Below are 15876 nucleotides of genomic sequence, written 5' to 3' on the forward strand. Positions count from 1 at the left end.
AAATAAACGTCTCTCTCGGAAATTCAGATCGTCAGGCTGTCGACCACGCCGCCATCGACGCGCAACGCGGCGCCAGTGGTGGCCGAGGACAGCGGCGAAGCAATGTAGGTCACCAGATGCGCGACCTCTTCAACATCCGCGACACGCTGGATAATCGAAGTCGGACGGGCCTTGAGCACGAAGGCGTCGGCTTCATCGCGCAGGTTGCGCCCGGATTCGGCGGCGGCATCCTTGAGCATGTCTTGCAGGCCATCGGTGAAGGTCGGCCCCGGCAGGATCGCATTGACCGTCACCCCGGTGCCAGCCAGACGTTTGGCCAGACCGTGGGACACCGCCAGATTGGCGCTTTTGGTCACGCCGTAATTGATCATGTCGGCCGGCGTGGCGACGCCGGATTCCGAGGACAGGAAGATCACCCGGCCCCAGCCCTGCTCAACCATCGCCGGCACGTAATGCCGCGCCAGACGTACGCCGGAAATCACGTTGACCTCATAGAAACGCGTCCACTCGCTGTCCGGCGCTTCGAAGAAATCAACGGCGTCGAAGATACCGAGGTTGTTCACCAGAATGTCCGCGCGCGGTTCAGCGGCGAACAGCTTCTGCGCGCCCTCCGCGGTGCCCAGATCGGCAGCCAAACCACGCAACTGCGCACCCGGGACTTTCTCGCGAATACTCGCCAACGCCTGTTCAACTTTGGCCGTGTCGCGACCGATGACCACCACCGTGGCGCCGGATTCGGCCAGCGACTGGCTGATGCCCAGACCAATGCCGGCGGTGCTGCCGCTGACGATGGCCAGTTTCCCACTCAGATCAATCTTCATGCTTTCACCTCATCGATTGGCAATGGTGCACGTTCGGAAACCAGTTTGGCGTCGCGCATCGCCTGCCAGAAACCGGCAGGAATGATTGCCGACAACGCCGCGACATCTTCAGCAATTCGGCCGGGTTTGCTGGCGCCAGGAATGACCGCCGCAACAGCGGGATTGGCCAGCGAGAACTGTAGCGCAGCGGCTTTGATATCGACGTGGTAAGCGGCGGCGATGCGTTTGATCTGCTCCACTTTGGCGATGACCTCAGGGCTGGCCTGCTGGTATTCGAAGTGCGAGCCACCGGCCAGGATTCCCGAGCTATAAGGGCCACCGACAACGATTTCGACGTTCTGCGCTCGGGCCGAATCCATCAGGCGTTGCAACGGACGTTCGTGGTCGAGCAGCGTGTAGCGACCGGCCAACAAAAAACCATCCGGTTGCGCTTCGCTGAGGTCGAGGGTCAGTTCGCACGGTTCGACTTTGTTTACGCCCAGGCCCCAGCCCTTGATCACGCCTTCTTCGCGCAACCGGGTGAGGACTTTGAATGCGCCGGTGCGGGCCTGGTTGAAGTATTCCAGCCATTGATCGCCATAGAAGTCCTGCGCGATGTCGTGCACCCAGACGATGTCGAGGCGATCGGTTTGCAGGCGTTTGAGGCTATCTTCGATCGAACGCAAGGTTGCGTCGGCGCTGTAGTCGTTGACGATCTTGTTCGGCCGACCGTGTTCGAATACCCCGCTCTTCTCGCCGAGATCACGGGCGGCGGCGTCTTCAACTTCATCGAGAATCACCCTGCCGACCTTGCTGCTGAGCACATAGTCATCGCGTTTGTATTGCTTGAGCGCTTCACCGAGGCGGATCTCCGACAGACCGGAACCGTAGAACGGCGCGGTATCGAAGTAACGCACGCCGGCATCCCACGCAGCATGCACGGTGGCTTGCGCTTCGGCTTCCGGGATGGCGCGGAACATGTTGCCCAGTGGCGCGGTGCCGAAGCCCAGTTGGCCGGGGAGTTTGTCTTTTAAGCTCATGGGTTTTTCCTCAATAGGTTCTGGGTCTGGGTGACCGTTGAGCAGATCCTAGATTGCGACACCGAGACCGTCCAAGACATAATGCGCAGCACTTGAGTCCCTACAGGTCTGACATGATCGACATCCGCCAATTGCGCTACTTCGTTGTGGTCGCCGAGGAAGAACACGTCGGCCGCGCCGCCGAACGGCTGCATATTTCCCAGTCGCCGCTGAGCCGACAGATCGCCCAGCTTGAAGAACGATTGGGCCTGACCCTGTTCGAACGCAGCCAGCAACGCATTCGCCTGACACGCGACGGCCAGACCTTCCTCGCCGAAACCCGCGCCCTGCTGACCCACGCCAATCGCCTGGAATCCCTCGGCAAACGTCTGGGCCGTGGCGAAGAAGGCGGCTTGTGCATCGGCTATATCGAAAACGCCATGCACGCCGGCGTCCTGCCCAATGCCTTGCGCGTGTTGCGCGTGGATCGGCCCAGCGTCCACGTCGCGTTGTACAACCTCAGCTCCGCCGAGCAACTGGAGGGCCTGCGACAGCGTAGTCTCGATATCGCCTTGGTGAGTGAGCCGCCGACCGATGACGATCCGGATCTGCTGAGCTTTCAGGTGCTCGATGACCCGATGCTCTTGGCGTTGCCGGAGCATCATCCGCTGGCCCAGCAAGCGGCGTTGAGTCCCGAGGATCTGGCCGATCAGGAATGGATCGGCGTGCAGCCGCGACAGGATGCCAACGATCAGTTTGTCAGCGCCTGCATCCGTGCAGGATTTACTCCGGATGTGCGCATGCAGGCGACTGAACCGTTTACTGCGCTGGGGCTGGTGGCGTCGGGGTTGGGGATTGCGATGATTCAGAAAGGTTTGAGCCATAACGCACCGCCGGGTGTGGTGTTGCGTGAACTGCCATGGCTGACGTTGACCACGCCATTGTGGGCGGCGTGGCACCGGATCAATTTGCGGCCATTGGTGGAGACCTTCCGAAAAGTTCTGACTGACGGTGAGATAGCCGCTGACTGACAGGCCCCTTCGCGAGCAAGCTCGTTCCCACAGGTTTTGCGGTGGATCTACACTCAACGGATCAGCATCCAGCCGTGAGTTGACCATGAGAATGTCCGCACAAATGACCGTCGTTGCGGTACTCGCCACACTTGCCTACCTCGGCCTGGCGGTGTGGGGCATTGGTGGTGTGGCGATGTTCTTTTCCCACGGTTCGCTGGTGATCGTGGCATTGGCGACGGTGGCGATGGTGATTGCTTCGCTGTTCAGTGAGGTCAACCTGAGCGCTGGCGAGCGTGAAGATCGCGCCAATCGCTGGGTGATTCCGGCGTTCGGTGTGATCGGGCTGGTCAGTGGTTTTCTGCCGGCTTACTGCGACCGGGTGAATTTCTGGACGGTAGGCGGTGAAGGTGTGCGCTGGCTCGGCGCTTTGCTGTTTATCATCGGCGGCGCGCTGCGGCTGTGGCCGGTGTTTGTGCTGGGGCGGCGGTTCAGTGGGTTGGTGGCGATTCAGCCGGGGCACCGATTGGTGACCGATGGCATCTATCAACACCTGCGCAATCCGAGTTATCTGGGGCTGGTGGTCAATGCCGTGGGCTGGGCGCTGGCTTTTCGTTCGGTGGTCGGACTGATGCTGGCAGCGCTGACACTGATCCCGTTGATTGCCCGGATTCATTCGGAAGAAGCCCTGCTGCGTGCGCAGTTTGGGGCGGAGTACGAGGCTTATTGCGCGCGGAGTTGGCGTTTGGTGCCGGGGGTTTACTGATTTGCGAACACCGTCCCCCTGTAGGAGTGAGCCTGCTCGCGATAGCGGTGTGTCAGGCAACACTTATTTGACTGAAAGACCGCTATCGCGAGCAGGCTCACTCCTACAAGGGATTGGGGGGTGTCAGTTGCGTTGCAGGTGCAGGCCGTTGCTGTCGACTGCGACGCGGATGTCAGCATAACTGGCCAACGTCGCATGAACCGTTTCCAGCGGATGCTGATGTGTGGTGGTGATGATCATCAGCGGCGCACCGGCGGCTTCAGCCGCCTGAATACCGACGGTGGCGTCTTCGAAAATCAGGCAATCACGCGCGTCCAGCCCCAGTCGCTTGGCCGCCAGTAAATAGCCGGCCGGGTCGGGCTTACCCGCCTGCACATCTTCAGCGGTGATCATCACCGCCGGCTCTGGAATCCCCGCCGCCGCCATGCGCCGCAAGGCGAGATCCCGTGGCGCCGAGGTCACCATCGCCCAGCGATCAGCGGGCAGGCTATTGAGAAATTTCGCCGCGCCGGGAATCTCGACAATGCCTTCAACATCTCCGATTTCCGCCTCGGTAATGAACGCCGCTTGCGCCTCGGCATCCACCCCCGGCAGGTTCAGACGGGTGATGGTATCGATGGCGCGCACGCCATGAATGGTCGGCAAAAAGGTCTCCACATCGACGCCATGGCGCACGGCCCAGGCTGACCAGATTCGCTCAGCGGCGGCAATCGAGTTGAGGACGGTGCCGTCCATGTCGAACAGAAACGCGCCGAACGCGCGATCAAATACAGCATCGTGAGCAGACAAAGGGTCGCATCCTCTGGCAAAAGACCGGGCGGGCAATGTAGCACTTGCCCGCCCGTTCCACCCAGCGTCAGTGCAGACGCGGCACCTTGGATTTGAAGGCGCTGTCGACGCAGTCGAGCAATTGACCAATGGCCCACGGCTTTTTGATGAACGCCACCGAATGCTTGACCCCGGAGGTCTCGGGCGTTTCATAACCGGACATGACCATCACCGGTTTTTCCGGCCAGCGGTCGCCAACCAGATTGGCCAGATCAGCACCATTGAGGGTGCCGGGCATGGTGATGTCGGTCAGTAGCAACGCCACGTTCGCGGCGTGTTTCTCAAGGTACAGTGATGCGGCGTCGGCACTGGTCTGCGGCTCGACCTTGAAACCTTCCTCCTGAAGAATTTCGCAGAGAAACTCCAGAATCAACGGATCATCCTCAACCACCAGAATCAATCCGTCAGGAAGGTGCGCGTCCGCCGTCGGTGTTGGGCACATGGAACTGCACTCCCTGAATTGCATTAACGATTTAGCGGCTTGAATCCGCTGCTTAACTGGTATGAGCAGCGGGCTCTGCAGAAATTCATTTTTGATACAGCTCTTTTGCGAAACGGTATTTTTGCCCGTCAGCGGCAATCGTTCGCAGCGGCGTATTTGTGGTTAAAATGCCGGCCCTTTTGCTTGCCGATCCTGACCGATGAACCCTGAAGCCCTCGCCACCCTCCACGCCCATCTGCTGCCGGCCCTCGCGGCCGCACCGAGCGAAACCCGTCGCCTGTTCCACGGGCGCGGACGCTGCTGGGCCGGGCTGGAGCAGTTGACCGTGGACTGGCTGCAAGGCGTGGTGCTGGTGTCGCTGTTCAAGGAACCGGCACCTGAGCAACTGGACGATCTCAAAGCGTTGCTGCTGGGCCTCAGCGGTTCCGCCGAATGGAAACAGTCCGGCGCGCACACGCTGTTGATCCAGCATCGCTATTTGCCACAGAGCACTGCCGAATGGCTGCTGGGTGAAGAGATCGACGAAATGAGCATCGTCGAGGGCGGCTTGCAGTATCGCGTCGATCTGGGGCGCAAACAGAACGCCGGGCTGTTTCTCGACATGCGTTACGGGCGCAACTGGGTGCGCGAACAGGCCGACGGCAAACGCATCCTCAATCTGTTTGCCTACACCTGCGGTTTTTCCGTGGCGGCCATCGAGGGCGGCGCCAGCCATGTGGTCAATCTGGACATGTCCCGCGCCGCGCTGAGCCGGGGCCGCGACAACCATCGCTTGAACGGCCATGACTTGAGCAAAGTCAGTTTCCTCGGCCACGACCTGTTCAAGTCCTGGGGCAAGGTGATCAACAGCGGCCCGTATGACCTGGTGATCATCGATCCGCCGTCGTTCCAGAAAGGCAGTTTCCTGCTGACCAAGGATTACCAGCGCGTGCTGCGTCGTTTGCCAGAATTGCTTACGGCGCAAGGCACGGTGCTGGCGTGCATGAATGATCCGGCGTTCGGTTCGGACTTTCTGATTGAGGGCGTGACGCAGGAAGCGCCGAGTCTGCGTTTTGTAGAGCGGCTGGAAAATCCGCCGGAGTTTCCCGACATAGATCCTCAAAGCGGCCTCAAGGCCCTGGTCTTCCACCGCACTCCCTGACACCCCGAAGATCCCCTTGTAGGAGTGAGCCTGCTCGCGATAGCGGTCTGTCAGATAACACTTATTTGACTGACACACCGCTATCGCGAGCAGGCTCACTCCTACAGGGGGGATTGTGGTGAATCAGGGAGTTGGTGGGCGCAGCACCAGCGCAAACAACTCGCCATGCCCGGTGACATTGAGCTTGTGATACAGATTGCGCCGATGCACCTTGACCGTCTCCGGCGAGATGCCCATCTGCTGGGCCATCGCCTTGCTGGAGAAACCCTGCAAAATCAGCCGCGCCGTATCGACCTCGCGCACCGTAAGCCGCGCATCGAAGCGGTCGAGCAACGCCGCCAGATCACCAACCACCGCCTCCGCCACCGCGCCCTGCGGCGGCAGCAACTGCACATGCCGACGCATCGCCGCCAACACCCAGTCACGCACGCACAGAAGCCTGCCCTGCTCGGCCATATCGAACGGCGTCGAGCGGCCCAATGACAAACCGAGTACGCCGCCCCCGACGTTGACCATGAACTGCAACTCGTCTTCACCGACCACCGAGCGAAAGTAGCTCTGGTAGTACTCGCTGTGCAGAAACTGGTCCGGGGCCACCGAGGCCAGGCTGTGCAAGCCGTCGGCAATGCCGGTCGACGCGGTTTGGTAAAACGGATCGAGCAGGTACATCCCGGCGCTGTAGCCGGCCAATTCTTCCTGCTCGTCGGCGCGTCCGCTGCTGTCGAAGTCGATCAGCAACTGCGGCGCCTGCCCGGCTTTCATCAGCGCCACCAGCGCATTGTCCAGCGGCACCAGCAATCGCAAGGTGTCCACCAGCGCACGCCAGAAACCAGCCTGACCGACACCGGCAAATACCCGCGCCAGGCTTTGATGCACTGGCAACTCCTGCAGCAACGCGTCCACGCACTACCCCTTTTGAGTAACCCATGATGGGAATGGGTCAGGCGTGACCGGCCGGATAGGCTGAGCACTCCTGTTCATCACCGGCCTGCACAGGCCAGGAGTGCCGCATCATGCGTGGTCACCGTGGCTGTATCAACCTCAGCATTAAACTGGGCCTGCTGGCCGGTATTGGCGCCGGCTCGATCGCCATGGCCGCCGACGCGCCGAGCGTGCACGTCTACAACTGGTACGACTACATCGGCCCGAACACCCTCCACGATTTCCAGCGCGACAGCGGTATCCAGCCGGTCTACGACACCTTCGACAGTGCCGAAGTCCTCGAAGGCAAACTGATGACCAGCCGCAGCGGCTACGACGTGGTGGTGGCTAGCAACTTCAGCCTGCCGACGCTGATCAAGGCCGGCGCCCTCGCCCCGCTGCCGCGCGAGCAACTGCCGGGCTGGAAGAATCTCGACAGCGACTTGTTGGCGAAACTGGCCAACAACGATCCCGGCAATCAATACGCCGTGCCGTATCTGTGGGGCACCAACGGCATCGGCTACAACGTCGACAAGGTGCGCGCGGCGCTGGGCGACAAGGCGCCGGTGGATTCGTGGGATCTGGTGTTCAACGAAGCCAACCTCGCCAAACTCGGCCAGTGCGGTGTGGCGATGCTCGATTCGCCGTCGGAGATGCTGCCGGTCGCCCTGCACTATCTCGGCTTGCCACCGAACAGCACCGATCCTGAAGACTATAAAAAAGCCGAAGCGCTGCTGCTGAAATTGCGTCCGCATATCGCCTACTTCAACTCGTCGAAATTCATCAGCGACCTGTCCAACGGCAACATTTGCGTGGCGGTGGGTTGGTCGGGGGCCATGCTGGAAGCCAAGACCAATGCCGAGCAGGCCAACAACGGCATGAAGATCGCCTACAGCCTGCCCAAGGAAGGCGCGCCGGTGTGGTTCGACACGCTGGTGCTGCTCAAGGACGCGCCGAATCGTCCTCAGGGTCTGGCGTTTATCGACTATCTGCTGCGGCCCGAAGTGATCGCGCCGGTCAGTGATCATCTGTCGTACCCCAATGGCAACCGCGCGGCGACTGCGCTAGTTGCAGAGGCCACGCGGGACAACCCGGCGGTTTATCCCTCCGCCGCAGCGATGGCCACGCTGTACACCCTTGAGCCGTTGCCGAAAGCCACCGAGCGCGTGCGTACGCGGGTGTGGAGCAAGGTCAAGAACGGCCAGTAATCCCTTTTTGAACATTCCACAAAACCCTGTGGGAGCGAGCCTGCTCGCGAAAGCGGTGGGTCAGGCACTGATGTGTTGAAAGTGCCGACGCATTCGCGAGCAGGCTCGCTCCCACAGGGGCGGTGAACAACCCTGCATTTTTTAGAGAGACAGAAATCAATGAAACCTCGTGCCCGTGACCTCAACATCCGCATCGGCCAGCTGCCGCCCGGCCCGTTCAACGCCATCACCGACGTGCCCGGCGTGCGCGTCGGCCACAGCAATGTGCGCGGGCGCAGCCGCACCGGGCGGGACATCTGCACCGGCGTCACGCTGATCGAACCGCGCCCGGGCTCGACCAATCAGCAACCGTGTTTTGCCGGCGTGCATGTGCTCAACGGCAATGGTGACGCCACCGGGCTTGAATGGATTCGCGAGGCGGGGCTGCTGACCAGCCCGATTGCCTTCACCAACACCCACAGCCTTGGCGTGGTGCGCGATGCATTGATTGCACTGGATCGCCAACAGCAACCCGACGACGGTCGCCTCTACTGGAACATGCCGGTGGTACTGGAAACCTTTGACGGCTTGCTCAACGACATCAACGGTTTTCATGTCCAGCCTGAACACGTCGCCGAAGCGTTGAGCGCGGCCGTCGCCGGTCCCGTGGCAGAGGGCGCGGTCGGCGGTGGCAGCGGCATGATCTGTCATGAATTCAAGGGTGGCATCGGCACCGCGTCGCGGCGTTTGAGCGATGCTCAGGGTGGCTGGACCGTCGGCGCGATCGTGCAGGCTAATCACGGTATTCGCAGTGAGTTGCGGGTCGATGGCTATCCGGTCGGGCGCTATATGGAACAGAAGGATTCGCCGTTCCTGCGCGCCTCATTGCCGCATCCGGGCATGGGTTCGATTGTCGTCTGCCTGGCCACCGACGCGCCGCTGTTGCCGCACCAGTGCACGCGGCTGGCGCAGCGTGCGAGCCTCGGTCTGGCGCGCACCGGCGGTGGCAACGAGGATCACAGCGGCGACATTTTCATCGCCTTCGCAACCGGCAACGCTCACGTGCCGCCCGCTGCCTACGAAGGCAAAGGCGCGCCGACCTGTGACGGCTTGCGCATGGTCAATAACGACCACATCAGCGAGCTGTTTCTGGCCGCGACCGAGGCGGTTGAAGAGGCGATCATCAATGCCTTGCTGGCCAGTGACAGCACCGAAGGTAATGGGCATTCGGTGCCGGGACTCGATGCCAACACCCTGCTCGCAGCCCTCGAAAAATCAGGCTGGCCCGGCTCGCGCTAACACCGCTGTTCCCCTGTAGGAGTGAGCCTGCTCGCGATGGCGGTTTGTCAGTTGAAGCTGATTTGACTGACCCACCGCCATCGCGAGCAGGCTCACTCCTACGCAGGATCACGTCAGTATTTGGGTGCCAGGTTCGCGCCGCCGCCCGGGCGACTGGCGGTACTTGAGCCGTCACTTGCACACTCCTACGATGGAATCACGCAGTGGCTCCGCTCTATCGAGCGCTGCGTAGGCACGGGTGCTCTGAACCCCAATCAAGCCCGTGCCTTGCTTCATGCGCATCTTGAGCCTCGAGGGCTCTACTTCCTCCCCATCAAAGAGCTTTGAGGCTCTTTTTTTGTCTGCGTAAATCAGCAGTCCGGCAGCGCATCGACGCGAATCGAGCGCCAGGCCGCTTGTGCCAGCAACTCGCGATAATCCGCCGGGCTGCCCTTCACCCGCCCCGCTAACCAGGCGCGGCAGTAACTGTCGGCCTGACCGATGATCAACGACGGCAACAGTTCGGCGGGCAAGGCCTTGAGTTCGGCAGCGCGCCCCGATTCGGCCAGCCAGTCGCGCAGACGCAGATTGCGCGTTTTGTTGCGCTCGGCCAGTTCGTCCTTGAATGGCCCTTTGGTCACGGCAAACCGCGCGTGGTACTGGAAACGCGCCCATTCGGGTTGACGCTCGACCCAATCGACGTAACTGAACACCAGCGCCTGCACACCTTCCTCGGTGGTTTGCGCTGCATCCAGATACGCATCGCGCAGGCGCGCCTGATCCTCCAGCGCGGTGAAAAACAACGCGGCGACCAAGCCCTCCTTGTTGCCAAAATGGTGATAGATCGCCCCGACACTCGTGTCGCACTCGGCGCGAATCATCTCGATGGTGGTGGCTTCGATCCCCTGCTCGTTGAACAGGCTCAGCGCCTTGCGAAAGATATCGCGCTTGAGTTCGGCACGGCGGCCGGGGTAGCTGCGTTCAAGTAGATCTGCGGTGTCCATGCGGCTCACTGCCTGAAAATCGGGATTGAAAGACACACGTCGTGCCCATGGAAAAAACACGCACAGGTTGACAGATTTCCCGCAGACAGAATACCGTTCCGTTACAGAATATTATTCTGTAACGGAACATAATTCTGCAAAATCACTTTCCGCGAGGCGTTTCCATGAGTCAGTTTCTCAGCATGTTCAATAGCGCAGGCCCGCAAGCGTTCAGCCAGATGGCCTGCCAGGTCGCGCCGTACTTCAGCACCATCAACCCGCTGGTGACCGAGCTGCGCGCGAACTCGGCGACGGTACAAGTGCCGTTTCGCCGTGAGATCACCAACCACCTCGGCACCGTACATGCGATTGCCATGTGCAACGCGGCAGAACTCGCCGCCGGGATGATGACCGATGTGTCGATCCCGGCCGGCGCACGCTGGATTCCCAAAGGCATGACCGTGGAATATCTGGCCAAGGCAAAAACCGATGTGACGGCGGTGGCCAGTGGTGAAGGCGTGGATTGGCAGAGCGAAGGCGACAAGATCGTCACCGTGGACATTCACGATACCGAGGGCAAAAAAGTGTTCACGGCGCGGATCACCATGAACGTCAAACTCGGCTGAATCGGGGACACAAAAAAGCCCTTGCTGCGGCATTCACAGCAAGGGCTTTTTCAGAGATGTGAGGTCAGTGCACGGTCAGGCGCTGGCGGACAAACTCCTCGACATGACGAGTAGTCTGATCGAGGTGTCGGTCACGCTGTTTCTCGGCGTCGAGCATCGCGCGCTTGCCGTTTTTCTGCAGCAGATAGGTGTGGATCTGCTGCACTTCCAGCGACCGGTAAATCGGTGTGGTGTCGATAAATCCGCGCAGACCGTTGCTGCGATAATGCCGGGTGCTCATCAATACCTGCGTTTCACGCTGGCCAATGACCTCAAAACCCAGCGCTTCGAAGTACGGGACTTTGCCGACCGTGCAGGCCAGTTCCGCGTGGGGATAACGCCCGACCATTTCGCCGATCAGCGCCCGCGCCACACCCTGACGCCGATGCCCTTCGCGCACCGCCATATAGGCGACGCTGCACGCCTCCCAATCGCCCTGCACTGGCAGGTACAACAGAAAACCAATGACTTGCTCCGGATCATCCTCGTCGGTGGCAACCAGCAACTCGACGTCGGTGCCCTTCTCGCCATTCAACGCTTCCAGATACAGATGCACCTCATAGCCGACTGCGTACTGATAGACGTTGTACAGCAGGTTGCTCGGGCCGAGGCCAACCGCGCTGATATCGGTCAGGTAGTCGACGACCAGTTGCAGAATCTGACTGTTGACGCTTTCGGGGCATGGGGATTTGTAGTGGGTGATGCGTGGCATGACGAACTCCGACGGTAAAAAGCGTTGCCGACAACCGCAGCGGTCGACGAACCGCGACATCATACCGTGACCGGCCCGGCGGACGTCTAAAGTTCCTTTTCCGAGCGCCGATGTAACGGTCTCCTACCAATGTCACCACCAGGGATCGGCCATGTATTACCCACGCGAAGCTGCCAAGGATCACCTCTACAACCGTATCGTCATGCTCACCGTTGCTTGCTGCGTGGTGCTGCTGCTCGCTGCAATGGCTCACAAGTCCGGCATGCTATATGGGGCGCTGAGTTTCAATGGTGTGGAAACCCGTGGCAGCGTCACGGCACTGGAACGGATTCCAATGAACGCCAATGGCAAGGTCATTCACTATCAATACACCGATGCCCAAGGCCAGACCCATGAAGGGCAACATGCCGACGAACGCTACGTCGAGCATACCCAGTATGAAGTCGATGGCCCGATCACCCTGCTGGTGTCGCCGTGGATGCCGGATAAAAGCTGCATCGCCAGCCAGTTGCAGGGTTACCGTACGAGCTTCTACATCATGACCGGCGGCGTGCTGCTCGCGCTGCTGTTTCTGCTGATCTCGGGCAGGACGTTCTGGCAGATTCAGGCAATGAAAGAACAGGATCGGTTTTATTGACTGGCGAGGTCACTGCTGCGGCGCCACCACTTTGAATTTGATGGCGATGTCCTTGGACACCACGGTGTCCGCCCACTCCCCCGCGCCGAGGCCGAACTCGTCGCGCTTGAGTATCAGCTCACCGTCGAAAATGCCGATGTCGCTGCCCGGTTTCAATTCCACCGGTACTTGCACTTCGCGGGTAATGCCCTTGAGGGTAAGCTGTCCGTCGATCAGGTAGCGGCGCTCGGCCACTTGGGTGAAACGCCGGGATTCGAACACCGCCACGGGGAATTTTTCGGTGTCGAACCACGCCGGTTTCACCAGTTCGGTGTTGGCGTCTTCGCTGCCGGCATCGATGCTGTTGAGGTCGATATGCAACGTGGCATGGGCGTTGGCGAGGTTGTCGGTGTCGAAGTCCAGCGTCGATTCGAACTTGCCGAAGGTGCCGTACATCGGCGAGCCCATCTGGTTGTAGGTAAAGCTGATCTGACTGGCGTTGGTATTGACCCGCGAGTATTCAACGGCCTGTGTGGCAGAGACGACGCACAGCGAACACGCGGCAGCCAGCAGCAATCGGATCGACATGGGATTCTCCGGGCGGGACCAGCCGTCGAGGGCCTCGATTGACTTAAGCAAACATCCGACTGTTACGCCAGCGCCTAGACCAGACGCTCGATCTTCTGATGCTGCCAGACCAGTTTGTAATACAAGGTCTGCAGCACCAGCATGCCCAGATACGCCACCGGAAACGCCATCCATACACCTTGTAAACCGTACTTTCCATCCAGCCAGTAAGCCGCTGGCAGTTGCACGCCGACCACGCAAATGATCGCAATCACCACCGGCACCAACACCGTGCCGCTGGCGCGCATGATCCCGCCGATGATTGCCTGGAAGCCGAACACCAACAGACTCCACAACATGATGTGCAGCAGATGCTCAGCCATCGCCCGGGTCGAGTCCTCGGTCAGGAACAGCCCCAGCAACCAGTGCGACAACAGGTAGCCGAGCACAATCAAACCGCCGGTCAGGCACACGTTGATCAGCAGCCCGGTGCGCAGAATCGGCCCCATGCGCTCCAGTCGCCCGGCGCCGATGGCCTGCGCACCGAGGATCGACGCGGTGATTGCAATCGACAGAGCCGGGAACTGCACATAGTTGACGATCTGCGTCACCGCGCCATAGGCCGCCGTCGCTTGCGATCCGTGCTGGTTGACCAGCGCCAGAATCACCAGCTCCGACAGCGACAGCACAATCATCTGCACGCCGGTCGGCAGACCGATCCGCAACACCTTGCCGAGAATCGCTCCGTCGAGGCGCAGCGCAGCGAAGAACTCGCGGTCCGGCGCCAGCGGATGACCCTTGCGAATCAAGCGCCACGCCAGCCATGCCATTGCCGCCAGGTTGCCGGCCAACCCCGCGTACGCCGCACTCTGAATGCCCAGTTGCGGCAGGCCGAACCAGCCGCGAATCAGCGCCGGGGTCAGGGCCAGCCCGACACAGGTCGAGACCATCAGCGCCAGCAACGGCGACAGCGTATCGCTGACCCCGCGCAACAGTTGCGTGAACAACACAAACACCAGCAGCGACGGCAAGATCCACATCATCACATGGGCATACGCCACTGCATCGTCGAGCACATCCGCCGGCGTCCCCAACCCCGCCAATGCCTGTCGCGCAAACACGCTGCCCAATACTGCGGCTACCAGGCCGATCAACACGCCCAGCAACAGCGTCGCCCCGGCAATCGCCTTGACCATGTGCGGTTCACGCGCGCCCCACGCCTGACCGATCAACACACCGGCGCCCGCGCCGAGGCCGATCACCAGTGCGATAAAGAAGAACACGATGGGAAACATCCCCGACACCGCCGCCAACGCCTGGGTGCCGAGCATCTGGCCGATGTAGATGCTGTTGACCGTGCCCGACATCGATTGCAGAAAGTTCGACAGTACCATCGGCGCGAGGAACAGCAGGTAGGTGTGCCAGAGGGGGCGTTGGGCGACGGCTTGCATTGAATAGAGGTCCATCTCGAACGGCGGGAGGGCTGATGAAGGATAGCTTCGGCGAGTTGCACGCGGGGCGCAATTAACATTTCAAATCGATGTTTATTGCCGGTGCCCACGCCTGTGTAATTGACACGGATCTGTAGGTGTCGGTTCAGAGCTGTGGTAAACAACTGGCCACTTTTATTGCTCTCATTGAGGCTCTGTCCATGCCGCACTTTGCCAATCTGTTGACCGCCAGCCTACTCGCCCTGCTCGCCACCAGCGCTCACGCTGCCGCTGCCGCGCCCGCGGAAACTTTGAAGCCGTTGCTGGAAACACTCAACGAGCGCCTGAACATCGGCGACCTCGTCGCGCTGACCAAATGGGACAGCGGCAAGCCGATTCAGGACAGCCCGCGTGAGGCGCAGGTCATCGCCAATGCCCGCGCGCTGGCCGCCGAGCACAAGCTCGACCCGGAAGAGGTGGCGCAACTGATTGCCGCGCAAATGGAGGCGAACAAACTGGTGCAGTACGGTTTGCTTTCGCAATGGCAGGCGGCGGGTGCCGCGCCGGACACTCCGCGCCCCGACCTGGGCAAGCAGATTCGCCCGCGTCTGGATGAGCTGCAAACCCGGCTGTTGCAGCAATACGCCGATTTCGCACCGTATCGCCATGATGCGAATTGCTCGGTGTGGCTGGCCAAGGCGCGCAGCGGGCTGAGCCACGACGCGCTGCATGAACTGGCTCTGACGCGAGCTACCGGTGAACTGTGTGTTCGGGCGGCGAAGTCGCTCTGAGAAAGATCAAAGGATCGCAGCCTACGGCAGCTCCTACAGGGGATTGGTGAACCATCATTGCGGTCGATGTTCACCATCACGGCAATGAAGTTCTCATAAAAAATCCACGGCGTAACATCGGCTCCAGACAAACAACTACCCCTTGGAGCACACGATCATGAAACGCCAGACCCTTCTCAGCATCGCTTTTTCGGTTTTCGCCATTAACGCTTTTGCCGCCACCCCGGCACACACCCAGGTCGCTGAAGGCGGCCCGGACAAGTTGATTGAAAGTCGTGTTGCTGAGGGTGGTTCCGATCGCCTGCTCGAACGCCGCGTTGCTGAAGGTGGTTCCGATCGCCTGCTCGAACGCCGTGTTGCCGAAGGTGGTTCTGATCGCCTGATCGAACGCCGCGTCGCCGAAGGTGGTTCCGATCGTCTGATCGAACGCCGTGTTGCCGAAGGTGGTTCTGATCGCCTGATCGAACGCCGCGTCGCCGAAGGTGGTTCCGATCGTCTGATCGAACGCCGTGTTGCCGAAGGTGGTTCTGATCGCCTGATCGAACGCCGCGTCGCCGAAGGTGGTTCCGATCGTCTGATCGAACGCCGTGTTGCCGAAGGTGGTTCTGATCGCCTGATCGAACGCCGCGTCGCATAACTCAACGGCTTCATCGCAAACCCAAGAAAAAGCCCGGCCTGATCAGCCGGGCTTTTTCCTGCCCGCAACCCTCCATTCCCCGA

General features: G+C 60.7%; 18 protein-coding genes. 9 read left to right on the top strand and 9 right to left on the bottom strand.

All coding sequences use genetic code 11. The features are described 5' to 3' along the window. Window positions 1–23 precede the first annotated feature (23 nt). Both PspR84_RS17905 and PspR84_RS17910 read right to left on the bottom strand, forming a co-directional pair. A complete protein-coding gene (locus tag PspR84_RS17905) occupies window positions 24–821 on the bottom strand; it encodes an SDR family oxidoreductase (protein WP_160058567.1) in 798 nt (265 codons plus the stop codon). Then, entirely contained in the window at window positions 818–1840 is a 1023-nt protein-coding gene (locus PspR84_RS17910; RefSeq protein WP_160058568.1) for an aldo/keto reductase, read from the bottom strand. Before PspR84_RS17910 ends, PspR84_RS17905 begins: the two co-directional genes overlap by 4 nt. Before the next feature lie 113 nt (window positions 1841–1953). Here PspR84_RS17910 and PspR84_RS17915 point away from each other — a divergent pair, with 113 nt between their 5' ends. Together PspR84_RS17915 and PspR84_RS17920 are read left to right on the top strand one after the other, a co-directional pair. After that, window positions 1954–2850: a LysR substrate-binding domain-containing protein gene (locus tag PspR84_RS17915; protein ID WP_160058569.1), complete on the top strand. Its 897-nt coding sequence runs from the start codon at window positions 1954–1956 to the stop codon at window positions 2848–2850. 85 nt (window positions 2851–2935) lie between these two features. Beyond that, window positions 2936–3595: an isoprenylcysteine carboxylmethyltransferase family protein gene (locus PspR84_RS17920; protein ID WP_160058570.1), complete on the top strand. Its 660-nt coding sequence runs from the start codon at window positions 2936–2938 to the stop codon at window positions 3593–3595. Between the two features lie 123 nt (window positions 3596–3718). Here PspR84_RS17920 and PspR84_RS17925 read toward each other — a convergent pair whose 3' ends face one another. Together PspR84_RS17925 and PspR84_RS17930 are read right to left on the bottom strand one after the other, a co-directional pair. Next, complete coding sequence (locus PspR84_RS17925; RefSeq protein WP_160058571.1) at window positions 3719–4384, bottom strand: HAD family hydrolase; 666 nt, start codon at window positions 4382–4384, stop codon at window positions 3719–3721. Window positions 4385–4451: 67 nt separating this feature from the next. Next, a complete protein-coding gene (locus PspR84_RS17930) occupies window positions 4452–4865 on the bottom strand; it encodes a response regulator (RefSeq protein WP_160058572.1) in 414 nt (137 codons plus the stop codon). A 199-nt stretch (window positions 4866–5064) separates the two neighbouring features. Here PspR84_RS17930 and PspR84_RS17935 point away from each other — a divergent pair, with 199 nt between their 5' ends. Further along, complete coding sequence (locus PspR84_RS17935; RefSeq protein WP_160058573.1) at window positions 5065–6006, top strand: class I SAM-dependent methyltransferase; 942 nt, start codon at window positions 5065–5067, stop codon at window positions 6004–6006. A 123-nt stretch (window positions 6007–6129) separates the two neighbouring features. Here PspR84_RS17935 and PspR84_RS17940 read toward each other — a convergent pair whose 3' ends face one another. Next, window positions 6130–6909 (bottom strand): helix-turn-helix transcriptional regulator, encoded by a 780-nt coding sequence (locus tag PspR84_RS17940; RefSeq protein ID WP_160058574.1) that lies wholly within the window; start codon window positions 6907–6909, stop codon window positions 6130–6132. A gap of 110 nt (window positions 6910–7019) precedes the next feature. Here PspR84_RS17940 and PspR84_RS17945 point away from each other — a divergent pair, with 110 nt between their 5' ends. Next, on the top strand, window positions 7020–8135 hold the full coding sequence (locus PspR84_RS17945) for a polyamine ABC transporter substrate-binding protein (RefSeq protein ID WP_160058575.1): 1116 nt from the start codon (window positions 7020–7022) through the stop codon (window positions 8133–8135). Window positions 8136–8294: 159 nt separating this feature from the next. Further along, window positions 8295–9413 (top strand): P1 family peptidase, encoded by a 1119-nt coding sequence (locus PspR84_RS17950; protein WP_160058576.1) that lies wholly within the window; start codon window positions 8295–8297, stop codon window positions 9411–9413. Between the two features lie 350 nt (window positions 9414–9763). Here PspR84_RS17950 and PspR84_RS17955 read toward each other — a convergent pair whose 3' ends face one another. Further along, complete coding sequence (locus tag PspR84_RS17955) at window positions 9764–10396, bottom strand: TetR/AcrR family transcriptional regulator (RefSeq protein ID WP_150750786.1); 633 nt, start codon at window positions 10394–10396, stop codon at window positions 9764–9766. Between the two features lie 164 nt (window positions 10397–10560). Here PspR84_RS17955 and PspR84_RS17960 point away from each other — a divergent pair, with 164 nt between their 5' ends. Further along, window positions 10561–11001, top strand: coding sequence for a hotdog fold domain-containing protein (locus tag PspR84_RS17960; protein ID WP_160058577.1), 441 nt, complete (start codon window positions 10561–10563; stop codon window positions 10999–11001). Window positions 11002–11065: 64 nt separating this feature from the next. Here PspR84_RS17960 and PspR84_RS17965 read toward each other — a convergent pair whose 3' ends face one another. Next, window positions 11066–11752, bottom strand: coding sequence for a GNAT family N-acetyltransferase (locus PspR84_RS17965; RefSeq protein ID WP_160058578.1), 687 nt, complete (start codon window positions 11750–11752; stop codon window positions 11066–11068). Between the two features lie 151 nt (window positions 11753–11903). On the opposite strand from PspR84_RS17965, the gene PspR84_RS17970 reads away from it, so the two are divergent. Beyond that, window positions 11904–12389, top strand: coding sequence for a DUF3592 domain-containing protein (locus tag PspR84_RS17970; protein ID WP_160058579.1), 486 nt, complete (start codon window positions 11904–11906; stop codon window positions 12387–12389). Between the two features lie 9 nt (window positions 12390–12398). Here PspR84_RS17970 and PspR84_RS17975 read toward each other — a convergent pair whose 3' ends face one another. Then, window positions 12399–12956, bottom strand: coding sequence for a YceI family protein (locus PspR84_RS17975; protein WP_160058580.1), 558 nt, complete (start codon window positions 12954–12956; stop codon window positions 12399–12401). A gap of 74 nt (window positions 12957–13030) precedes the next feature. Continuing rightward, the gene (locus PspR84_RS17980; protein WP_160058581.1) at window positions 13031–14386 is read right to left on the bottom strand and encodes an MATE family efflux transporter; all 1356 of its coding nucleotides are present in this window, start codon (window positions 14384–14386) and stop codon (window positions 13031–13033) included. Window positions 14387–14586: 200 nt separating this feature from the next. On the opposite strand from PspR84_RS17980, the gene PspR84_RS17985 reads away from it, so the two are divergent. Both PspR84_RS17985 and PspR84_RS17990 read left to right on the top strand, forming a co-directional pair. Further along, the gene (locus PspR84_RS17985; protein WP_160058582.1) at window positions 14587–15156 is read left to right on the top strand and encodes a chorismate mutase; all 570 of its coding nucleotides are present in this window, start codon (window positions 14587–14589) and stop codon (window positions 15154–15156) included. Window positions 15157–15313: 157 nt separating this feature from the next. Continuing rightward, the gene (locus tag PspR84_RS17990; protein WP_160058583.1) at window positions 15314–15793 is read left to right on the top strand and encodes a phage infection protein; all 480 of its coding nucleotides are present in this window, start codon (window positions 15314–15316) and stop codon (window positions 15791–15793) included. The last annotated feature ends 83 nt before the right edge of the window (window positions 15794–15876 follow it).

Source organism: Pseudomonas sp. R84 (assembly GCF_009834515.1).
Lineage (GTDB): Bacteria > Pseudomonadota > Gammaproteobacteria > Pseudomonadales > Pseudomonadaceae > Aquipseudomonas.

What these genes read in the sequence shown, in the direction of transcription:
- PspR84_RS17965 (WP_160058578.1), bottom strand. Translation starts at nt 11,752, where the DNA reads ATGCCACGCATCACCCACTACAAATCCCCATGCCCCGAAAGCGTCAAC.
- PspR84_RS17960 (WP_160058577.1), top strand. Translation starts at nt 10,561, where the DNA reads ATGAGTCAGTTTCTCAGCATGTTCAATAGCGCAGGCCCGCAAGCGTTC.
- PspR84_RS17975 (WP_160058580.1), bottom strand. Translation starts at nt 12,956, where the DNA reads ATGTCGATCCGATTGCTGCTGGCTGCCGCGTGTTCGCTGTGCGTCGTC.
- PspR84_RS17950 (WP_160058576.1), top strand. Translation starts at nt 8,295, where the DNA reads ATGAAACCTCGTGCCCGTGACCTCAACATCCGCATCGGCCAGCTGCCG.
- PspR84_RS17910 (WP_160058568.1), bottom strand. Translation starts at nt 1,840, where the DNA reads ATGAGCTTAAAAGACAAACTCCCCGGCCAACTGGGCTTCGGCACCGCG.
- PspR84_RS17970 (WP_160058579.1), top strand. Translation starts at nt 11,904, where the DNA reads ATGTATTACCCACGCGAAGCTGCCAAGGATCACCTCTACAACCGTATC.
- PspR84_RS17930 (WP_160058572.1), bottom strand. Translation starts at nt 4,865, where the DNA reads ATGTGCCCAACACCGACGGCGGACGCGCACCTTCCTGACGGATTGATT.
- PspR84_RS17915 (WP_160058569.1), top strand. Translation starts at nt 1,954, where the DNA reads ATGATCGACATCCGCCAATTGCGCTACTTCGTTGTGGTCGCCGAGGAA.
- PspR84_RS17980 (WP_160058581.1), bottom strand. Translation starts at nt 14,386, where the DNA reads ATGCAAGCCGTCGCCCAACGCCCCCTCTGGCACACCTACCTGCTGTTC.
- PspR84_RS17935 (WP_160058573.1), top strand. Translation starts at nt 5,065, where the DNA reads ATGAACCCTGAAGCCCTCGCCACCCTCCACGCCCATCTGCTGCCGGCC.
- PspR84_RS17905 (WP_160058567.1), bottom strand. Translation starts at nt 821, where the DNA reads ATGAAGATTGATCTGAGTGGGAAACTGGCCATCGTCAGCGGCAGCACC.
- PspR84_RS17990 (WP_160058583.1), top strand. Translation starts at nt 15,314, where the DNA reads ATGAAACGCCAGACCCTTCTCAGCATCGCTTTTTCGGTTTTCGCCATT.
- PspR84_RS17985 (WP_160058582.1), top strand. Translation starts at nt 14,587, where the DNA reads ATGCCGCACTTTGCCAATCTGTTGACCGCCAGCCTACTCGCCCTGCTC.
- PspR84_RS17945 (WP_160058575.1), top strand. Translation starts at nt 7,020, where the DNA reads ATGCGTGGTCACCGTGGCTGTATCAACCTCAGCATTAAACTGGGCCTG.
- PspR84_RS17920 (WP_160058570.1), top strand. Translation starts at nt 2,936, where the DNA reads ATGAGAATGTCCGCACAAATGACCGTCGTTGCGGTACTCGCCACACTT.
- PspR84_RS17955 (WP_150750786.1), bottom strand. Translation starts at nt 10,396, where the DNA reads ATGGACACCGCAGATCTACTTGAACGCAGCTACCCCGGCCGCCGTGCC.